This window comes from Rhizobium sp. FG96 (genome assembly GCF_057808655.1).
On sequence record NZ_JBMDIL010000003.1, the window covers coordinates 263043 to 279101 of the forward strand.

The 16059-nt window shown below is 62.0% G+C and carries 15 protein-coding genes; 11 read left to right on the forward strand and 4 right to left on the reverse strand.

The window, feature by feature from the left end:
* Positions 1-3: 3 nt before the first annotated feature.
* Genes ACODR6_RS07500 through ACODR6_RS07510 form a run of 3 tightly spaced genes read left to right on the forward strand, consistent with a single transcriptional unit; the run spans position 4 to position 2685 of the window.
* Entirely contained in the window at positions 4-834 is an 831-nt protein-coding gene (locus tag ACODR6_RS07500; protein WP_413712396.1) for a carbohydrate ABC transporter permease, read from the forward strand.
* A 21-nt stretch (positions 835-855) separates the two neighbouring features.
* Positions 856-1914 carry an ABC transporter ATP-binding protein gene (locus tag ACODR6_RS07505; protein ID WP_489021928.1) on the forward strand — a complete coding sequence of 353 codons (1059 nt, stop codon included), beginning with the start codon at positions 856-858 and terminating at the stop codon, positions 1912-1914.
* Positions 1915-1917: 3 nt separating this feature from the next.
* Positions 1918-2685 carry an SDR family NAD(P)-dependent oxidoreductase gene (locus ACODR6_RS07510; RefSeq protein WP_489021930.1) on the forward strand — a complete coding sequence of 256 codons (768 nt, stop codon included), beginning with the start codon at positions 1918-1920 and terminating at the stop codon, positions 2683-2685.
* 8 nt (positions 2686-2693) lie between these two features.
* Here the strand turns inward: ACODR6_RS07510 and ACODR6_RS07515 are convergent, their stop codons facing one another.
* The gene (locus tag ACODR6_RS07515) at positions 2694-3848 is read right to left on the reverse strand and encodes an MFS transporter (RefSeq protein ID WP_489021932.1); all 1155 of its coding nucleotides are present in this window, start codon (positions 3846-3848) and stop codon (positions 2694-2696) included.
* A 169-nt stretch (positions 3849-4017) separates the two neighbouring features.
* On the opposite strand from ACODR6_RS07515, the gene ACODR6_RS07520 reads away from it, so the two are divergent.
* The 6 genes from ACODR6_RS07520 (at position 4018) to ACODR6_RS07545 (ending at position 9739) form a co-directional block, all read left to right on the forward strand.
* Positions 4018-4770: a phosphodiester glycosidase family protein gene (locus ACODR6_RS07520; protein ID WP_489022225.1), complete on the forward strand. Its 753-nt coding sequence runs from the start codon at positions 4018-4020 to the stop codon at positions 4768-4770.
* Between the two features lie 155 nt (positions 4771-4925).
* Positions 4926-6071, forward strand: coding sequence for an extracellular solute-binding protein (locus ACODR6_RS07525; protein WP_203430734.1), 1146 nt, complete (start codon positions 4926-4928; stop codon positions 6069-6071).
* Positions 6071-6961 carry an ABC transporter permease gene (locus ACODR6_RS07530; RefSeq protein WP_489021935.1) on the forward strand — a complete coding sequence of 297 codons (891 nt, stop codon included), beginning with the start codon at positions 6071-6073 and terminating at the stop codon, positions 6959-6961. The genes ACODR6_RS07525 and ACODR6_RS07530 overlap by 1 nt, the downstream gene beginning before the upstream one ends.
* Entirely contained in the window at positions 6958-7788 is an 831-nt protein-coding gene (locus ACODR6_RS07535) for an ABC transporter permease (RefSeq protein ID WP_413712401.1), read from the forward strand. The genes ACODR6_RS07530 and ACODR6_RS07535 overlap by 4 nt, the downstream gene beginning before the upstream one ends.
* A 33-nt stretch (positions 7789-7821) precedes the next feature.
* Positions 7822-8898: an ABC transporter ATP-binding protein gene (locus ACODR6_RS07540; protein ID WP_112711101.1), complete on the forward strand. Its 1077-nt coding sequence runs from the start codon at positions 7822-7824 to the stop codon at positions 8896-8898.
* A complete protein-coding gene (locus ACODR6_RS07545; RefSeq protein ID WP_489021938.1) occupies positions 8891-9739 on the forward strand; it encodes a glycerophosphodiester phosphodiesterase in 849 nt (282 codons plus the stop codon). The genes ACODR6_RS07540 and ACODR6_RS07545 overlap by 8 nt, the downstream gene beginning before the upstream one ends.
* On the opposite strand, the gene ACODR6_RS07550 is transcribed toward ACODR6_RS07545, so the two are convergent.
* The 3 genes from ACODR6_RS07550 to ACODR6_RS07560 form a co-directional block, all read right to left on the reverse strand.
* Positions 9736-10566 (reverse strand): inositol monophosphatase family protein, encoded by an 831-nt coding sequence (locus ACODR6_RS07550; protein ID WP_489021940.1) that lies wholly within the window; start codon positions 10564-10566, stop codon positions 9736-9738. The two genes, ACODR6_RS07545 and ACODR6_RS07550, sit on opposite strands and share 4 nt — an antisense overlap.
* A 145-nt stretch (positions 10567-10711) precedes the next feature.
* On the reverse strand, positions 10712-10921 hold the full coding sequence (locus ACODR6_RS07555) for a hypothetical protein (protein ID WP_112711098.1): 210 nt from the start codon (positions 10919-10921) through the stop codon (positions 10712-10714).
* 80 nt (positions 10922-11001) lie between these two features.
* A complete protein-coding gene (locus tag ACODR6_RS07560) occupies positions 11002-13101 on the reverse strand; it encodes a putative bifunctional diguanylate cyclase/phosphodiesterase (RefSeq protein WP_489021942.1) in 2100 nt (699 codons plus the stop codon).
* 232 nt (positions 13102-13333) lie between these two features.
* On the opposite strand from ACODR6_RS07560, the gene ACODR6_RS07565 reads away from it, so the two are divergent.
* Together ACODR6_RS07565 and eglC are read left to right on the forward strand one after the other, a co-directional pair.
* The gene (locus ACODR6_RS07565; protein WP_489021944.1) at positions 13334-14338 is read left to right on the forward strand and encodes a GlxA family transcriptional regulator; all 1005 of its coding nucleotides are present in this window, start codon (positions 13334-13336) and stop codon (positions 14336-14338) included.
* A 298-nt stretch (positions 14339-14636) separates the two neighbouring features.
* Positions 14637-16055: an endo-1,3-1,4-beta-glycanase EglC gene (eglC, locus tag ACODR6_RS07570; protein WP_489021946.1), complete on the forward strand. Its 1419-nt coding sequence runs from the start codon at positions 14637-14639 to the stop codon at positions 16053-16055.
* The last annotated feature ends 4 nt before the right edge of the window (positions 16056-16059 follow it).

The following is a 16059-nucleotide window of genomic DNA, read 5'->3' on the forward strand; positions in this document are numbered from 1 at the left end:
GATATGAAGAATTCCAACGAATGGATCAAGAACGGCTTCATTCAGGCAGTGCTGGTGCTGAATGCCCTGATCATGCTGTATCCGCTTGTGGTCATGGTGCTCTCTTCGTTCAAGAAGAACGCCGAGATCTTCACCTCGCCTTTCGCCCTGCCGCAGAGCTTCGGCTTCGATAATCTGCAGAAGGTCTGGGACGAGACGAACTTCGTTCGCTACATGCTCAATTCCTTCGGCGTGACGGCGGCTTCTATCATTCTCATCCTCGTCTTCGGCACGATGGCGGCTTATGCGATCGCGCGCTACGAATTCCGGTTGAGCGGCGCCGTGCTGATGTTCTTCATCAGCGGCATGACCGTTCCCCTGAAGCTCGCGATCATTCCGCTCTTCATACAGCTCGATGCCCTGCATCTCGTCGATACCTATGCCGGGCTCGTGCTCGTCTATGTGGCGATGGGGCTGCCGTCTGCCGTCTTCATCATGACGGGCTTCCTCAGGACCTTGCCGCGTGAGCTCGAGGAGTCCGCCCGGATCGATGGGGCAAGCGAGCTACTGATAATGCTGAAGATCATGCTGCCGCTGGCGCGGCCGGCCATGGTGATCGTGGCGATCCAGAATGCCGTGCCGATCTGGAACGACTTCTTCTTCCCGCTGATCCTGATCACCTCGGACAATCTGAAGACCCTGCCGCAGGGCCTCACCGTCTTCATCGGCGAGTTCACGACGGACTGGGGCGTGATGTTCACCGGCCTGACGCTGGCAGCACTCCCGATCACGCTTCTCTACATCGTGCTGTCGAAACAATTCATCGCCGGGATCACCCAGGGCGCCGTCAAGTAATTTGAGGAGATATCGATCGCCATGAGCTCAGTGCAGATCCGCAGCGTCAGCAAGAGCTACGCGCAAACCAGCGTCATCAAGGATGTCTCTGTCGATATTCCCGATGGCGAGTTCGTCATCCTCGTCGGCCCCTCCGGCTGCGGAAAATCGACTCTGCTCAGAATGATCGCCGGGCTGGAGGATATCAGCGGCGGCGAGATCGCGATCGGTGGCAATGTGATCAATGACGTGGCGCCGAAATCGCGCGACATCGCCATGGTCTTCCAGAACTACGCGCTCTATCCGCACATGACCATTCGCGAAAACATGGAGTTTGCGCTGCAGCTGAAGAAGGTGGCAAAATCAGAGATCGATGAGAAAGTCCTGCGGGCCGCCGATATTCTCGGGCTTAGGGAGCTCCTGTCGCGCTATCCGCGCCAGCTTTCGGGCGGCCAGCGCCAACGCGTTGCCATGGGCCGCGCCATCGTTCGCGATCCCAAGGTCTTTCTGTTCGACGAGCCGCTCTCTAACCTCGATGCCAAGCTGCGTGTGCAGATGCGTGCCGAGATCAAGGCGCTGCACCAGCGCCTGAAGACGACCACGGTCTACGTCACGCATGATCAGGTGGAAGCCATGACGATGGCGGACCGCATCGTTGTGATGCGCTCGGGCATCGTCGAGCAGGCAGGCACACCGCTGGAGCTCTATGATAACCCCGCCAACATGTTCGTCGCCCAGTTCATCGGCTCGCCGGCGATGAACATCCTCGGTGGCCGGGTTGTCGAGGCCACTTTCGAAACCGATGACGGCATTCGCCTTCCCATGCCCGCAGCCGCCGTCACGGATGGTAGCAGGATCCATTACGGCATCAGACCAGAGCATATCGTCCTCTCGGACAAGGGCGTCCCGGGAACCGTTCATCTCGTCGAGCCGACCGGCGCCAGCACCGAAGTCATTGTCACCGTCGGTCGCCAGCAGATCACCGTGCTTGCCCATGAGCGCCTGCCGGTGCGCCCGGGCCAGCAGGTTCATCTCGCCTACGACATCGCCAAGGTTTGCCTCTTCGATGAGCGCGAACAGCGCGTCAGGATCGAGGGGTAGGGGATGAGTGACAAGAAGAGCGTGATCATAACCGGCGCCGGGTCAGGGATCGGCGCTGCGACCGCTGCTGTCTTCGCCGCCGCTGGTTATGACGTCGTCGTCAATTACAGCCGCAACAAGGCGGGTGCGGACGAAATCGTCGAACAGTGCCGGTCGCTTGGCGCCAATGCAGTCAGCGTGCATGGCGATATTGCCGAGGATGCCGACTGCCGGGCGATTGCCGCAGTAGCCGTCGAACAATTCGGACGGATAGACGCCCTGGTCAACAATGCCGGCGTCACCCGCCAGGCACCTGCCGGCGATCTCGAGGCATCGAATGCCGAAGATTTCGACGCGATCTTCCGCGTCAACGTTGCCGGTACCTACCAGATGATCCGCGCGGCGGCGCCGCATCTGCAAAAGGCGGCGCTCGGCTCCATCGTCAACGTCTCCTCGGATTCCGCATTTTCCGGCGACGGCTCGTCGCTCGCCTATGCGGCGTCTAAAGGGGCGGTCAACACCATGACGCGCGGCCTTGCCCGGTCGCTGGCGCCCGCCATCCGCGTCAATGCCGTCTGCCCCGGGTTCGTCGATACGACCTGGGCACTCGCCTGGCACGACAAGCCGTCATATGAGGCCTTCAAGGCAGGCCTGATCGCCGCCGCGCCGCTGCAAAGCATGCCCGCAGCAGCCGATATCGCCGAAGCGATCTTCTGGCTCACGGAGAAGGCAAGCTGCATCACTGGCCAATGCCTGGTGATCGATAGCGGTGCTGGCCTCGTCGGCGGCTGAGGCTCGCCTCAAGCCACCGCCAGCTTCCGCTGTGCGGAAAGCGCCCGGATGCAGGTCAGGGCCAGGATGATCACCGGCAGGCAGACGAGGTAGGAGGAGCGGATGCCGAAATGCTCGGCGACGAAGCCGAGGAGTGGCGGGGCGAGGAAGAACACCACGAAGGACATCTGCGCGAGGGCCGCGACATTGAGATGCGAGGCGCGGTCGCGGCGCTGGGCTGCGGCCGAGACTGCGAGCGGGTAGACCGCGCTGCAGCCTGAGCCCATCAGGGCGAAGCCGAGGAGTGCCACATATTCATGCGGCGCCAGCCAGACGGCGGCGAGGCCTGCGGCCGACACCAGAAGCAGCACGAAAGCGACGTTTCGCGAGCCGAAGCGATCGACGAACGGGTCGGCGAAAAGGCGAGTGACGGCCATGAAGAAGGTGAACAGCGTCAGGCCGAGACCACCGATGAAGGGCACGGACTGGAAGACGTCGCGCATGTAGATCGCCGACCAGTCGATGCCCGCGCCCTCGACGAGGAAGGCCGCGATGCCGATGGCGCAGAGCGGCAGCAGGCCGCGCGTCGGAAGCGCGATGTGGCTGGCGTCGGTATGTTCGGCCGTCTGGCGCACCGGCGCGTTTTGCATGCCTGAAATGGCGATGGTGCCGACCACGAGGACGAAGGCGAAGGTCAGGCCGAGATGCATATGAACCGAGACTTCGGCCTGGCGAAGAGCGGCCGATACCAGCGCGGTGACGAAGAAACCCAGGCTCCAGAAACCGTGGGCACGGTTCATCACGCCCTTGCCGAGCCTTGCCTCGACGCGGTCGATCTCGACATTGAGATTGATCTCCAGCGCGCCGGCGAGCAGGCCTTCGCAGAAAAGGATCGCGAAGACAAGGGGCGCGCTGCCCGCCCAGGGAACGAGCGCCAGCAGCGCGGAGGTCCCGAGAACGGTCAGGAATGCGGTCTTGCGGGCGCCGAAGCGGGCGATCAGCGGCGAGGAAAAGGTCAGCGACACCAGCGCGCCGATGGCAGCGCCAATCAGCGTCAGCCCGAGTTCCGATTTATCGACCTGCAGGCTCTCCTGCAGATCGGGCAGGCGTGATAGCATCGCGCCCATGGAGACAGCGAACAGGAAGAAGCAGATGTAGATCCGCTGCTGCGGCTGGATTGACATGATGCCTCGCGGTCTTCGGCTGATGGTTGCGCCCGCTTCAGGGCGTACAAAGAGAAGTCGTCAGTAGCACAGGAAACCGGATCGGTGGAAGGCCGCTAACATATTGCTAAAATTTGAAAATCCGTGTTGCTTTCATGCTACGGTCTTCGGCGCTGCAGTCGTCGCTCTCCTGTCGTTCTTCACGCCCGTCATCGGCATCCGCACCGCGGTTGCGCAGGAGAGCGCACAGATATGCGAGAGAAAGCCGTTCGAGCAGCAGTCCTATATCGTCTGCTCGCCGGACGCCGCCAAGGGTAGTTTACAGCTCCTCTGGAGAGGCGCCGATGGTCAGCCCTACCGGACATTCTCGCAGCTGGCGGACAGTTTGACGGCGAAAGGCAAGACGCTGGTCTTCGCGATCAATGCCGGCATGTATCAGCCGGATTTCACGCCGCTCGGTCTCTATGTCGAGAACGGGCAGGAACTTCGCCCGGCCGAGACGGGCACCAGGACGGGCGAGCCGGGCAAGATCCCGAATTTCTACAAGCAGCCGAACGGCGTTCTCTATTGGGGCTCAGCCGGGGCTGGCATCCTTTCGACTGACGAGTTCATCAAGCAGAAGCCGGCTGCGGAGTTCGCGACGCAATCCGGTCCGATGCTGGTGATCAACAATAGGCTGCACCCCGCACTGATCCCCGGTTCGTCCGACCGCACGCGCCGGAGCGGCGTGGGTGTCTGTGACGGCGGCAAGGTCCGCTTTGCGATCAGCGAAGACAGCGTGAACTTCCACGATTTCGCCCGCTTTTTCCGCGATGGCCTGCATTGCCCGAACGCTCTCTTCCTCGATGGCGGCAATGGCAGCGGCCTCTTCAATCCGGCGCTCGGCCGCAATGACTATTCCTGGCACGGCGGATATGGGCCGATCGCTGGATTTGTTCAGTAAGCGATCCAGATAATGACCTTCAGAGCCCCGCATTCCGGCCAATAAATGCACAGGCGTGCAAAAAGTGCATTTTTGTCATTGCCGTGTCACGCGGCAGCGATAGCTACCTCCCGAAAGGCTCGCCGGGGAGCAGCCTGCAGAAGAGGAAAAAGGTCATGAACAGACGCGAATTTCTTATCACTTCGTCGGCCGCAGCGGGCCTCCTGGCAATGCCGCGCTTTGCTTCTGCAGCCGGAGAGACGATCGATCTCTATAGCGGCTCCGATGCCAACATCATCGATTTCTGGTCGAACATCGTGGTCCCGGCCTTTTCGAAGGCTCACCCCGAGCTGGCAATCAAGGTCACCGACGCCGGCGACAATACCGGTCTTCGCGCCATCGCCGACCGCGGCCTCGCTGCTCTGAAGAGCAAGACCGATCCGCAGGCCGACATTTTCGAACATTTCGACCCGCGCCTTCCGGCTGGCGGCATCGATGCCGGCCTCTGGGTCAAGTTCTCGGCCGAGAACATCGAGGGCTTCGATCACGTCAACCCGCTGAGCGTCGATAGCGAATATTCGCTGCCCTATCGCGGCTCGCAGGTTCTGCTCGCTTACGATACGACCAAGCTCGACCCGAAGAACGCGCCGAAGACCTGGGAACAGCTGACGGCCTGGATCAAGGCGAACCCGGGCCAGTTCATCTATAACCGTCCTGACAAGGGCGGTTCCGGCGGCAATTTCGTTCGCCGCGCCATCCATGAAGCCAATGGCCGCGACCCGAAGAAGTTCACCGTCGACAACTTCACCGCCGACTATGCCAACCAGACGCTGACGCCGGCCTGGAAGATCCTCACGGATCTCGCCCCGTCGCTCTATGAAAAGGGCGCTTACACCGCCGGCAATACGCAGTCGATCCAGCTGCTCGCACAGGGCGTCGTCACCATGACCCCGGTCTGGTCCGACCAGATCCTGCAGGCGATCGCGCAGGGCGTTCTGCCTGAGACGACCGGGCTCGTTCAGCTGAGTGACCTCGCGCTCTGCGGCGGCTTCTCGCGCATGACCGTCTTCTCGAACGGCGCTCACAAGGATGCGGCGCTGAAGCTCGCGGCCTTCCTCCTCACCAAGGAGATGCAGGAAGCGATCATCACCGAGATCGGTGGCTTCCCGGGCGTTTCCTGGGATCACATCTCGGACGAACTGCGCAAGAAATACGCCGACGTCATCCCGACGACCATTCCGGTCTTCCCGAGCGGCGATTGGGAAACCAACATCAATGACGGCTGGTATCGCAACGTCGCTCCGAACATCAGCCGTACCTGATGCGCAGACGGATACCGGTACAATCGCCGGCGCGTGAAGGCGCGCCGGCCAAGAGTGCCTCGGCGGGGCTGCTTCTGGTCGCCCTGCCGGTTCTGCTTCTCGGCTGGCTGATCTTCTACCCGATCATCTCGGCGGTCATGGGCACGATCTTCGTGCGCCAGGCGGATGGAAGCTCTGAGTTTTCGCTCGCTTCCTACCAATTCTTCTTCACCGACAGCTACAGCCTCGCCAATCTCTGGGTCACGCTCTGGACCACCTTCGTCTGCGGCCTGCTGCTCGTCGTCATCGGCTTGCCGATCGCGCTCTACCTGCGTTTCTCGCAGGGACGGCTTGCCGGCTATGTCCAGGGGCTGGCGATCTTCCCGATGTTCGTGCCGTCGATCATCCTGTCCTACGCGCTGATCCGCACCATCGGTCCGAACGGCACCGTCGACATCCTGTTAAATGCCGTCGGCCTGCCGAAGCTGCCGTCGCCTTATCTGACGCCCTGGGGACCGGTGATCGGCCTCGTCTGGGACAACCTGCCGCTGACCGTGCTGATGCTGACGGCCGGGCTGAGCGGCATCTCGAAAAGCTCGATCGAAGCCGCACGCGACGTCGGCGCCAAGCCTTTCCGCGTCTTCATCTCGATCATCATGCCGCGCATGGGCAATTCGCTGCTGGTGACCGCATCCTTCGCCGTTCTTGGCATCTTCTCGTCCTTCACGCTGCCTTACGTGCTCGGTCCCGCTTCGCCGGAGATGATGGGGCCATTCATGCAGCGCACCTTCTCCGACATGAACGATCCGCTGAACGCGCTGACGCAGGCCGTCATCTCCTTCGCCTTCTGCCTCGTCTTCGGCATCTTCTATGTGCGCTCGATCGCCAGAAACCGGGAGGGACGCCGATGACGCCGGTCGAAAACACCGCTTCACGCGCCGGGATCGACTGGACCGGCATCTGCTTTGCGGTCCTGCTGACGCTCTTCATCGCGCTGCCGCTCGTCGTCGTCGGAACCTGGGCCTTTACCGAGGTCTGGCGCTATCCTTCGGTCATCCCGCAGCAATTCGGCCTGCGCTTCTGGCACCAGACCCTGTCGCGCGCCGATGTCTGGGATGCGCTGACGCTCAGCCTGCGGCTGACGGCGACGGTCACAGTCCTTTCGGCGATCATCTGCCTTCCGGCAGCCTATGCCTTCGCGCGGATGAAGTTTCCGGGCCGCAACATCCTCTTCCTGTCCTTCCTCGCATCGCACGCCTTTCCTAAATTCGGCCTGCTGGTCGCGATCGCCGGCATCTTCCTGCAGCTCGGGCTCATCAGCACCTTCTGGGGCGTCGTGCTGATCCAGCTCGTCGGCACGCTGATGCTGATGATCTGGATTCCCGTCGCTGCCTTTCAGAATGTCGATCGCCGGATGGAAGAGGCAGCACGGGATGCAGGCGCCACGCCGCTCAGGGTCTTCTGGTCGATCACCCTGCCGCAGGCGGGACCGACGATCGCCGCCGCGCTGCTTCTGACCTTCGTCGGCACTTTCTATGAGACCGAGGGCGCCTGGCTGATCGGCGCGCCCGAGATCCGCACCATGCCGGTGCTGATGATCACCTTCATCAACAACCAGATCGTCGTTCAGTATGGCGCGGTGCTTTCGGTGATGCTCTGGGTGCCGTCGTTCATCGCCTTGATGTTTGCCCGACGCGTCGTCGGAACAGGTGCATTCGCCCGGGGCTTCGGTGCATAATATGATTGGGTTCTGCCCGAAGAGAGGCTGCTAATGGCACGTTTGACGATCAACGGCGTTTCGAAGAGCTTCGGCACCTCTTTCGCCGTGCGCGATTTCTCGCTCGACGTCGAGGATGGCGAGCTGGTCTGCCTTCTCGGCCCCTCCGGCTCGGGCAAGTCGACGTTGCTGCGCATGATCGGCGGCTTCGAGCGCCCGACAGGCGGTTCCATCCTGATCGACGCCAAGGATGTCACCGGCCTGCCGCCGGAGAAGCGCCCGACCGGCATGGTGTTCCAGAGCCATGCGCTCTGGACGCATATGGACGTGTTCAACAACATCGCCTTCGGCCTGAAGCTGCGGCATCTGCCGAAGGCGGAAATCCGCGACCGCGTCGAAGGCGCGTTGGAGCTCGTCGGTCTTTCGAACTACGGCAAGCGCCAGACCACACAGCTCTCGGGCGGGCAACAGCAGCGCGTAGCGCTTGCGCGTTCGCTCGTGCTGGAGCCGAAGATCCTGCTGCTCGACGAGCCGTTCGCCAGCCTCGACCAGCATCTGCGCGAACGCCTGCGCGAGGAGGTCAAGGATATCCAGCAGCGCCTCGGCATCACGACGCTGTTCGTCACTCACGGGCAGGATGAGGCGCTGGCGCTCGCCGATCGTATTGTTGTTATGCGCGACGGCGGCACGGAGCAGATCGCGCCGCCCGATGTCATCTATCGCGAGCCGCAGACCGCCTTCGTTGCTGGTTTCATCGGCTCGATGAATTTCGTCCGCACGACCATCAGGAACGGGATCAGCGAGCATCCGGCCTTTCCGCTTTCCGTTCCGGTCAGTGACGGTGAGGTGGAGATTGCCTTCCGGCCCGAGGCGCTTTCGCTTTCGCCTTCGGAGAAGAAGGCTGCATCGGTGCATCGCACGATCGATTTCGGCACCCACAAGCTTGTAGACATCGATCTTGCCGACGGCAGCCGGCTGAAATCGATGACCGCGCCCGATGCCAATTGGGCGAAAGGCAGTTTCGTCGAGCCGAAAGTTGCAGCCTACTTCGCATTCCGCGATAACGGCCTCGTCTATCAATCGCCGCAAGCCGGCCATCAGGGGCAGAGGCAAGTATTCGGTCATGTCTGACACCAAGGGCGTAGCAATCAAGACGGACGGGCATCTCACCTGGCTAAAGTGGCACCGCGGCCACCGCCAGGCCGGTGATATCTCCTTCACGCGCCAAAGGATCGCTGAGGGCATGGCGCTTGGCGCGAGCGTCGAGATCGATCTCGTCTGCTTTGCGGGCGACGGCTTTGCCGTCCTGCATGACGACATGCTGCATCCAGCGACGACGGGGGAGGGCGCTGTCGCCGATGCCTCGCCCGACTATCTCCGCAGCCTCTATCTTCGCGACCACGAGGGTCAGCCGACCGGTAATCCGGTCATGCTGATCGACGATCTCGGCCGCTTGCTTGAGGAGATCGATTGCCATCCGGATGCGGTGCTGCAGCTCGATCTCAAGGAATATTCGGTTCGCATCAGCGAAGCCGATGTCGCCGCCTTTGCCAAGGCGATCGCGCCGGTGGCGAAATCGGTCATTCTGTCAGGGGGTGATGCGGTGGCCGTCGAGCGTTTGTCGCGCGCCGTCCCCGCCATGCCCGTCGGCTACGATCCCTGCCATGACGGCGCCATCGAGTGTCTGATGGAAAACCGCGATTTCGCGGGCTTCGTCGCCGGCGCTCTTGAAGCATCGCCGAAGGCAACGATGATCTATCTGCATCACAAGCTGGTGCTATTTGCCGATGCGGCGGGCTTCGACATGATCGGCGCATTTCATCAGGCAGGCCGGACGATCGACGCCTATACGATCAATCGCGCCATTCCCGATGTCCTGCCGGATGTTCGCTGCCTGCTGGCGCTGAAGGTCGACCAGATCACCACCGATGACCCGGTTGGCCTCGACGCACTGATCGCGTCCAGTCGCTAGCCTTCGCGGAAGCCGTCCACGAGCCAGGAATGGACCGCGGTGTTTGCGGCGAGGATATCGCCATTCGGCGTTACCGGGCCGCCCGAGAAGGCGGAAACCTTGCCGTCTGCTTCTTCGACAAGCAAGGCCGATGCGCCATAGTCATGCAGTGACAGGCCATCTTCGAAAAAGCCATCCAGGCGGCCGCAGGCGACATAGGCAATGGAGAGGGCTGCCGAGCCGAGCCGTCTCACGCCGGCCGTATGATCCATCAGGCGCTGCAGTGCTGAGAGATAGGTTTCTTTCCTCACCGCCTTGACCTGGCCGGGAACAGGAAGACCGGCACCGATCAGGACGTTCTCGATGTCGCCATTATCGATGCAGCTGATCCTCTCGCCGTTGAGATAGGCGCCGCGGCCCGCTTCGGCGCTGAAGAGTTCGTCGAGCATCGCGTCATAGACGACGCCGGCGACGACCTTGCCGTGTTCGGCAATCGAGATCGTCATGCCGAAATGCGGAATGCCCCAGGCATAGTTGGTGGTGCCGTCGATCGGGTCAATGTAGATGATGGGCGTATCCGGCCCTGCCTGACGGTTGCCGACGGCTTCCTCGCCCTGGATCGCATAACCGGGAAAGGCTTTCACCATCTCATCGACGATGATGCGCTCGACGGCCACATCAATCTCGGTCTGGTAGTCCCGTGGCGCCTTGGCGAGCATCTCGGTAATGCGGCGGCGCTTGAGCGATGATCTGGCGAGTTCACCCGCCTTGAGGACGGCGCTTGCAAGCAATTGAAGGCGTTCGGAGGCGCCTGACGGGAGGCGATGTTCGGCACTGGGAGATGTCATGGGAACCTGTGGGGAAGGATTCTATTCCATTTGCATGCCGACCCATTGCAGAGGGACATGACAGTTTTGCGACCCTAGGGCCGAAATGCCTTAAGGTCATGATCTCATTTGGAACTGAAGCCTTCGCAGTCAAGCGCCGGCATGCCTATCCAATGCCGAATGCTGCCTGTGATACCGGCGTGTTCATTTCGCGGCGGCGATGTTTTGCCGTTCTGCCGCGGGCGGTCAGCAACCGGTCCATTTCCACCTTCGAGCAAGCAAACCGGGCGAGCAGACGCTCTGCCTCGGCGGGCTCGATTCCATATTGGAGGCCCAGCGTGCGGATGGAATAGGGTTCGGTCATTGCCTTGGTCATTTGTGTACTCCTTCGAAGGGGAGAACCGCCAAGGCATGGCCGCCGTTCCGTCAACAAATACGACCCATTGTAACCGAGCGTCAGGCCGGTCGTTTCTTTCTGCGTTTCTCCATCACGACGGACCCTGCCAGCAGTTTGCCGATATCAGCGGCGGGCAGCGGCCGGGCGAAGAGAAAGCCCTGGAATGCGTCGCAACCCGTCTCCGCCAGAAACGCCGCCTGCGCCTCGGTCTCGACGCCTTCGGCGATCACTTCCAGATCGAGCGTATGTCCGAGCGCAACAATTGCCGAGGTGATCGCCATGTCTCCGGGATCGCCCGGAATATCCGTGATGAACGAGCGGTCGATCTTGAGACGCGACAGCGGAAAGAGCTTCAGGGTGCTGAGGCTCGAATAGCCGGTTCCGAAATCATCGATCGACAGGCTGACGCCGAGCCGCTTCAGCTCGCGCATGCGGGCGATCGCTCCGTCGACGTCTTCCATGATCAGGCTCTCGGTCAGTTCGAGTTCGAGAAGCGCCGGGTCGAGGCCCGAGGCGGCGAGCGCTGCCGCCACTTTCGCGGGAAGCGACGGCTCGCGGAACTGCCTTGCGGACACATTCACCGCCATGCGCACCGCGGGCAGCCCGTTATCCAGCCACGCCCGCAGCTGGCGGCAGGCCTTGTCGAGAACGATCTCGCCGAGTTCGACGATCAGCCCGGTCTCTTCGGCAAGCGGAATGAACTCAGCCGGGGAGATCAGCCCCGCCTGCGGATGCTGCCAGCGCAGCAGCGCCTCGATGCCTGAAATCTCGCCGCTGGCGATATGCTTCTGCGGCTGGAAATGCAGCAGGAATTGATCGTCAGTGACGGCGCGGCGAAGATCGTCGATGCGCAGCAGCTTGTGGCGGGCTGCCTCGGCCATTTCAGGTGTGAAGAGCTGGATTGCATTGCGGCCGGCATCCTTGGCGCGGTAGAGCGCCATATCGGCATTGGCGACAAGCTCGCTCGCTGCCCGTCCATGCTCCCTGGACGAGGCGACGCCGATGCTGCAGGTCACCCTGATCTCGACGCCGTCGATGTTGCAGGGACGGGCGATCGCATCGGCAATCTTGCGCAGCCGCGGCAACGGATCTTTGCCGCTCGCTTCAACCACGACGATGAACTCGTCGCCGCCGATCCGCGATACCAGTCCCTTGCTGCAGATTTCCGCAGTGATGCGCGCCGCAACGATCTTCAGAAGCTCGTCGCCTGCCGCGTGGCCGAGGCTGTCGTTCACCAGCTTGAAATTATCGAGATCGATGAAGGCGACGGAGACCGCATTCTCGTCGATCTCGAGGAGATCGCCGAGCTTGCGGTCGAGCAGCGTGCGGTTCGGCAGGCCGGTCAGCGCATCGTGTTCTGCGAGAAAGGCGATCCGGGCGGTGTCGCGATGGCGGTCGATCGCAATGCCGATGGTCTGGGCGACGCCGGCCAGAAACTCGGAGAGCCCGGCTTCACCCAGGCATTCTCTCTCCGATACCAACAGGCTTCCGTGACTGCTGCCGTCGCGGCAGGCAATCTGGAATTCCATTCGCGGGGCTTCGATACCGGCATCCTCGACTCCGTCCAGAACGATGCTGACCGATCGCCCGGGAAGCAGCCGCTCCAGCAGCAGCTGCGCGTCCTTCAGGAAGGAATTGAGCTCAACGCCACGCGCCACATCCTGCAGCAGCCTCGTTTGCGCCGCCATCAGCTCTTCGGCACGTTTGCGCGCCGTGATATCGCGCGAGGCCCCGACGACGCCGATGATCGCGCCGGTGCGGTCGCGCAGCGGCACGCGCGACATCATCAGCCAGCCTTCGCCCTTCATGCGGCGTTCCTCGACGCCTAGGTCGGAACTCCCGGTCTCGATGACGCGCTGCTCGACGGCATCGATATCCTCGGCATGGGTGTGCGGATGGATCTCGCCATCCGTCATTCCGATCAGCTGGCCGACGGTCTCGAAGCCGTTGTTCAGCACCACCGCGCGGTTGGCGAAGAGGAAACGCCCCTGCCTGTCCTTCGCATAGATGAAGTCGGGCACGTGATTGATCATCGCCTCCAGCCATTCATAGCGTTCTACGAGCTCGGCATGCTGGCCGCGCAGCGCGGCAATCATGTTTTCGAGGTCGCCGGCGGGGTCGAATGCCGGTGCTGGGGAGGGTGCCGCTTGCTTTGTCATTGCCGGGGTCTCACTGATTTCGACCGGACGATAAAGACAACCTCTTATGCAACCATGAAGGAAATCCGTCCTTTTTGGCGTGTATGGCTGCGTACAAATGTCGCCTCTACAGGACACCCGCTCGCCTGCTTCGAACGATGCCGCCAGCGCCGCCCGCAGTCGCAAACGATCTCGCGCCCGGTTCATCTTCCATCCTATAATCGGCGCACCAGGCTGCCGGACGGACTTTCCCATGCGTGAAAACAGAGCGAATTCCCTGAAGCTGAAAATCGGCTTCCTGCTTGCAAAGAATTTTACGCTCAGCGCCTTCTCGCTCTTCGTCGATACGCTGCGGCTCGGCAGCGACCAGCGCGACAATTCCGGACGGATCGCCTGCGACTGGCTGGTCATGAGCGCCGACAAGCATTTCGTGACCTCGAGCTCTGGCGTGCAGGTGCCGCCGAATGCGCCGCTCAAGCCGCCGACGAATTTCGACTACATCGTCGTGGTCGGCGGGCGGATCAACGAGAAGGTCGAGGTGCTCGACAGCCAGGCCGTCGCCTATGTCGTCAACGCCTCGCATGCGGGCGTACCGATCATCGGCCTCTGCACCGGAAGCTTCATCCTTGCCGAGGCCGGGCTTCTGGAGGGCAAGCGGGCCTGTGTCAGCTGGCTGCATCACGGCGATTTCCGCGAGCGTTTTCCTGAGATCTCGGTCACCTCGCATGAGCTCTTCGTCGAAGACGGCAAGGTAATCACCTGCGCCGGCGGCAGCAGTGCCGCCGATCTTGCCGCTTTCCTGCTCAATCGGCATGTCGGCGAATTCGCCGAGAAGAACGCCCTCGAAATCCTGCAGATCGCCCGCCGCCGCGATGCCAAGGAAATGCAACCGCGCAATCCGCTCGGGCGCGGCACGATCGACGATGCGCGGGTCGAGAAAGCGTTGCTGACCATGGAGCAGCATGTCGAAGACCTGCTGGATATCGAGGACATCGCCACGCAGAGCGGCTTGTCGCGGCGCCAGCTGGAGCGTTCCTTCCGCACGGCGCTCGGCGTCTCCCCGGCGTCGGCCTATCTGACGGTGAGGCTTGACGAGGCGATGCGCCTCGTCAAGACCACCAAGATCCCGCTCGCCGAGGTCGCGATTCGCGCCGGGTTCCAGAACTCCTCGCATTTCATCAAGAAGTTCCGCCAGCGCTTCGACATGCCGCCGGCGACGGTGCGCAAGAACCTGAAGCTCAGCGGTCTTCTGAGCTGACGCCTGAACGGCCACCACAGTATCGCGCGCTGCGTTGCTTCAAACCGGCATGGAAAGCCTCAGTAGCGCGTGCTGCGGTGCGGTATCGGCACAGTGCCGCCGCTCGCTTTCATTTCGGGGCGCTGCTGCGTTAACAGCACGTTGGCAAGACAATGTCGCGCTGGTCTCGCGCCATCCATTGGCGCTCGCCTTTCTGCAGTCAATGCCTCAACCTTCGTTTGTAGTCGCGCCGGATTGCGCGAAAAGCGGCTGAAAGCCGATCCCAAGCGGCCAGCCAGAATCCACCGAAGGAGCTGAGATGACCACTTCTATCGTGAACGCCGTCGGCAGACCCCTCTATTACAGCGGCTCATCGACCGCATGGTTTTCCGCAACCAAGGCCGGCCCGGTCCAGACGGGCACGGCGGGCAATGACTCCATGTGGGGCGACAGCGCCGTTAAAGTCTCCATGCAGGGCGGCACCGGCGATGACATCTATTACCTCTATTCCGCCAAGAACACCGCGGTGGAGCAAGCCGATTCCGGCACGGACACGATCAACACCTGGATGGACTACACGCTGCCCGAAAACTTCGAGAACCTGACGGTGACGGGCAACGGCCGCTATGCCTTCGGCAATGACGGCGACAATATCATCTCCGGCGCCTCAGGCGGTCAGACGATCGATGGCGGCGCGGGCAACGATGTGCTGATCGGCGGCGGCGGGGCGGATACCTTCGTCTTCAACCACGGCAGCGGTAGCGACCTGATCACCGATTTCGGCGCCGACGACGTGATCCGGATGGACAGCTTCTCGTCCTTTGCCGATCTCGTCGCGCATTCGACGCAGGAGGGCGCCGATGTCCGCATCGACACCGGCAACGGCGAGAGCCTGGTTCTCGCCAATGCCGATATCGATCAGCTGAGCGCCGCCCAATTCCAGCTGACGCTCGACCGCTCACATCTTTCGCTCTCGTTCAACGACGATTTCAACAGCCTGTCGCTGAGAGATGGCGATCAGGGCACTTGGGACGCCAAGTTCTGGTGGGCGCCGGAGCGCGGCGGAACCCTGAGCGGCAACGGCGAGCAGCAATGGTACATCAACCCGTCCTACGAACCGACGGCATCCGCCGATCCCTTCAGCGTCAACGACGGCATCCTGACGATTTCCGCCAACCCGGCATCGGCGGCATTGCAGCAGCAGATCGACGGTTATGACTACACATCGGGTCTGCTCAACACCCATTCCTCCTTCTCGCAGACCTATGGCTATTTCGAAATCCGCGCCGATATGCCGAATAATCAGGGTGTCTGGCCAGCCTTCTGGCTGCTGCCGGAAGACGGCTCATGGCCGCCGGAGCTCGATGTCGTGGAAATGCGCGGCCAGGATCCGAACACGGTCAACGTAACGGTCCATAGCGACGACGGCGGATCGCACACCATCGATTCAACGCCGGTGAAAGTCGCAAGCACCGAGGGCTTTCACAACTACGGCGTCCTCTGGGACGAGGACCACATCACGTGGTACTTCGACGACGTCGCCGTCGCCCAGGCAGACACCCCCGACGACATGCACGATCCGATGTACATGCTCGTCAACCTCGCCGTCGGCGGTGCCGCAGGTTCACCCGCCGATGGTCTGGCGGAAGGCTCGGAGATGAACATCGATTATATCCGAGCCTATGAACTGACCGACAGCACGGTGCCGCCGGAGCCGACGGTGGAGTTTTATGTGTAGAGCA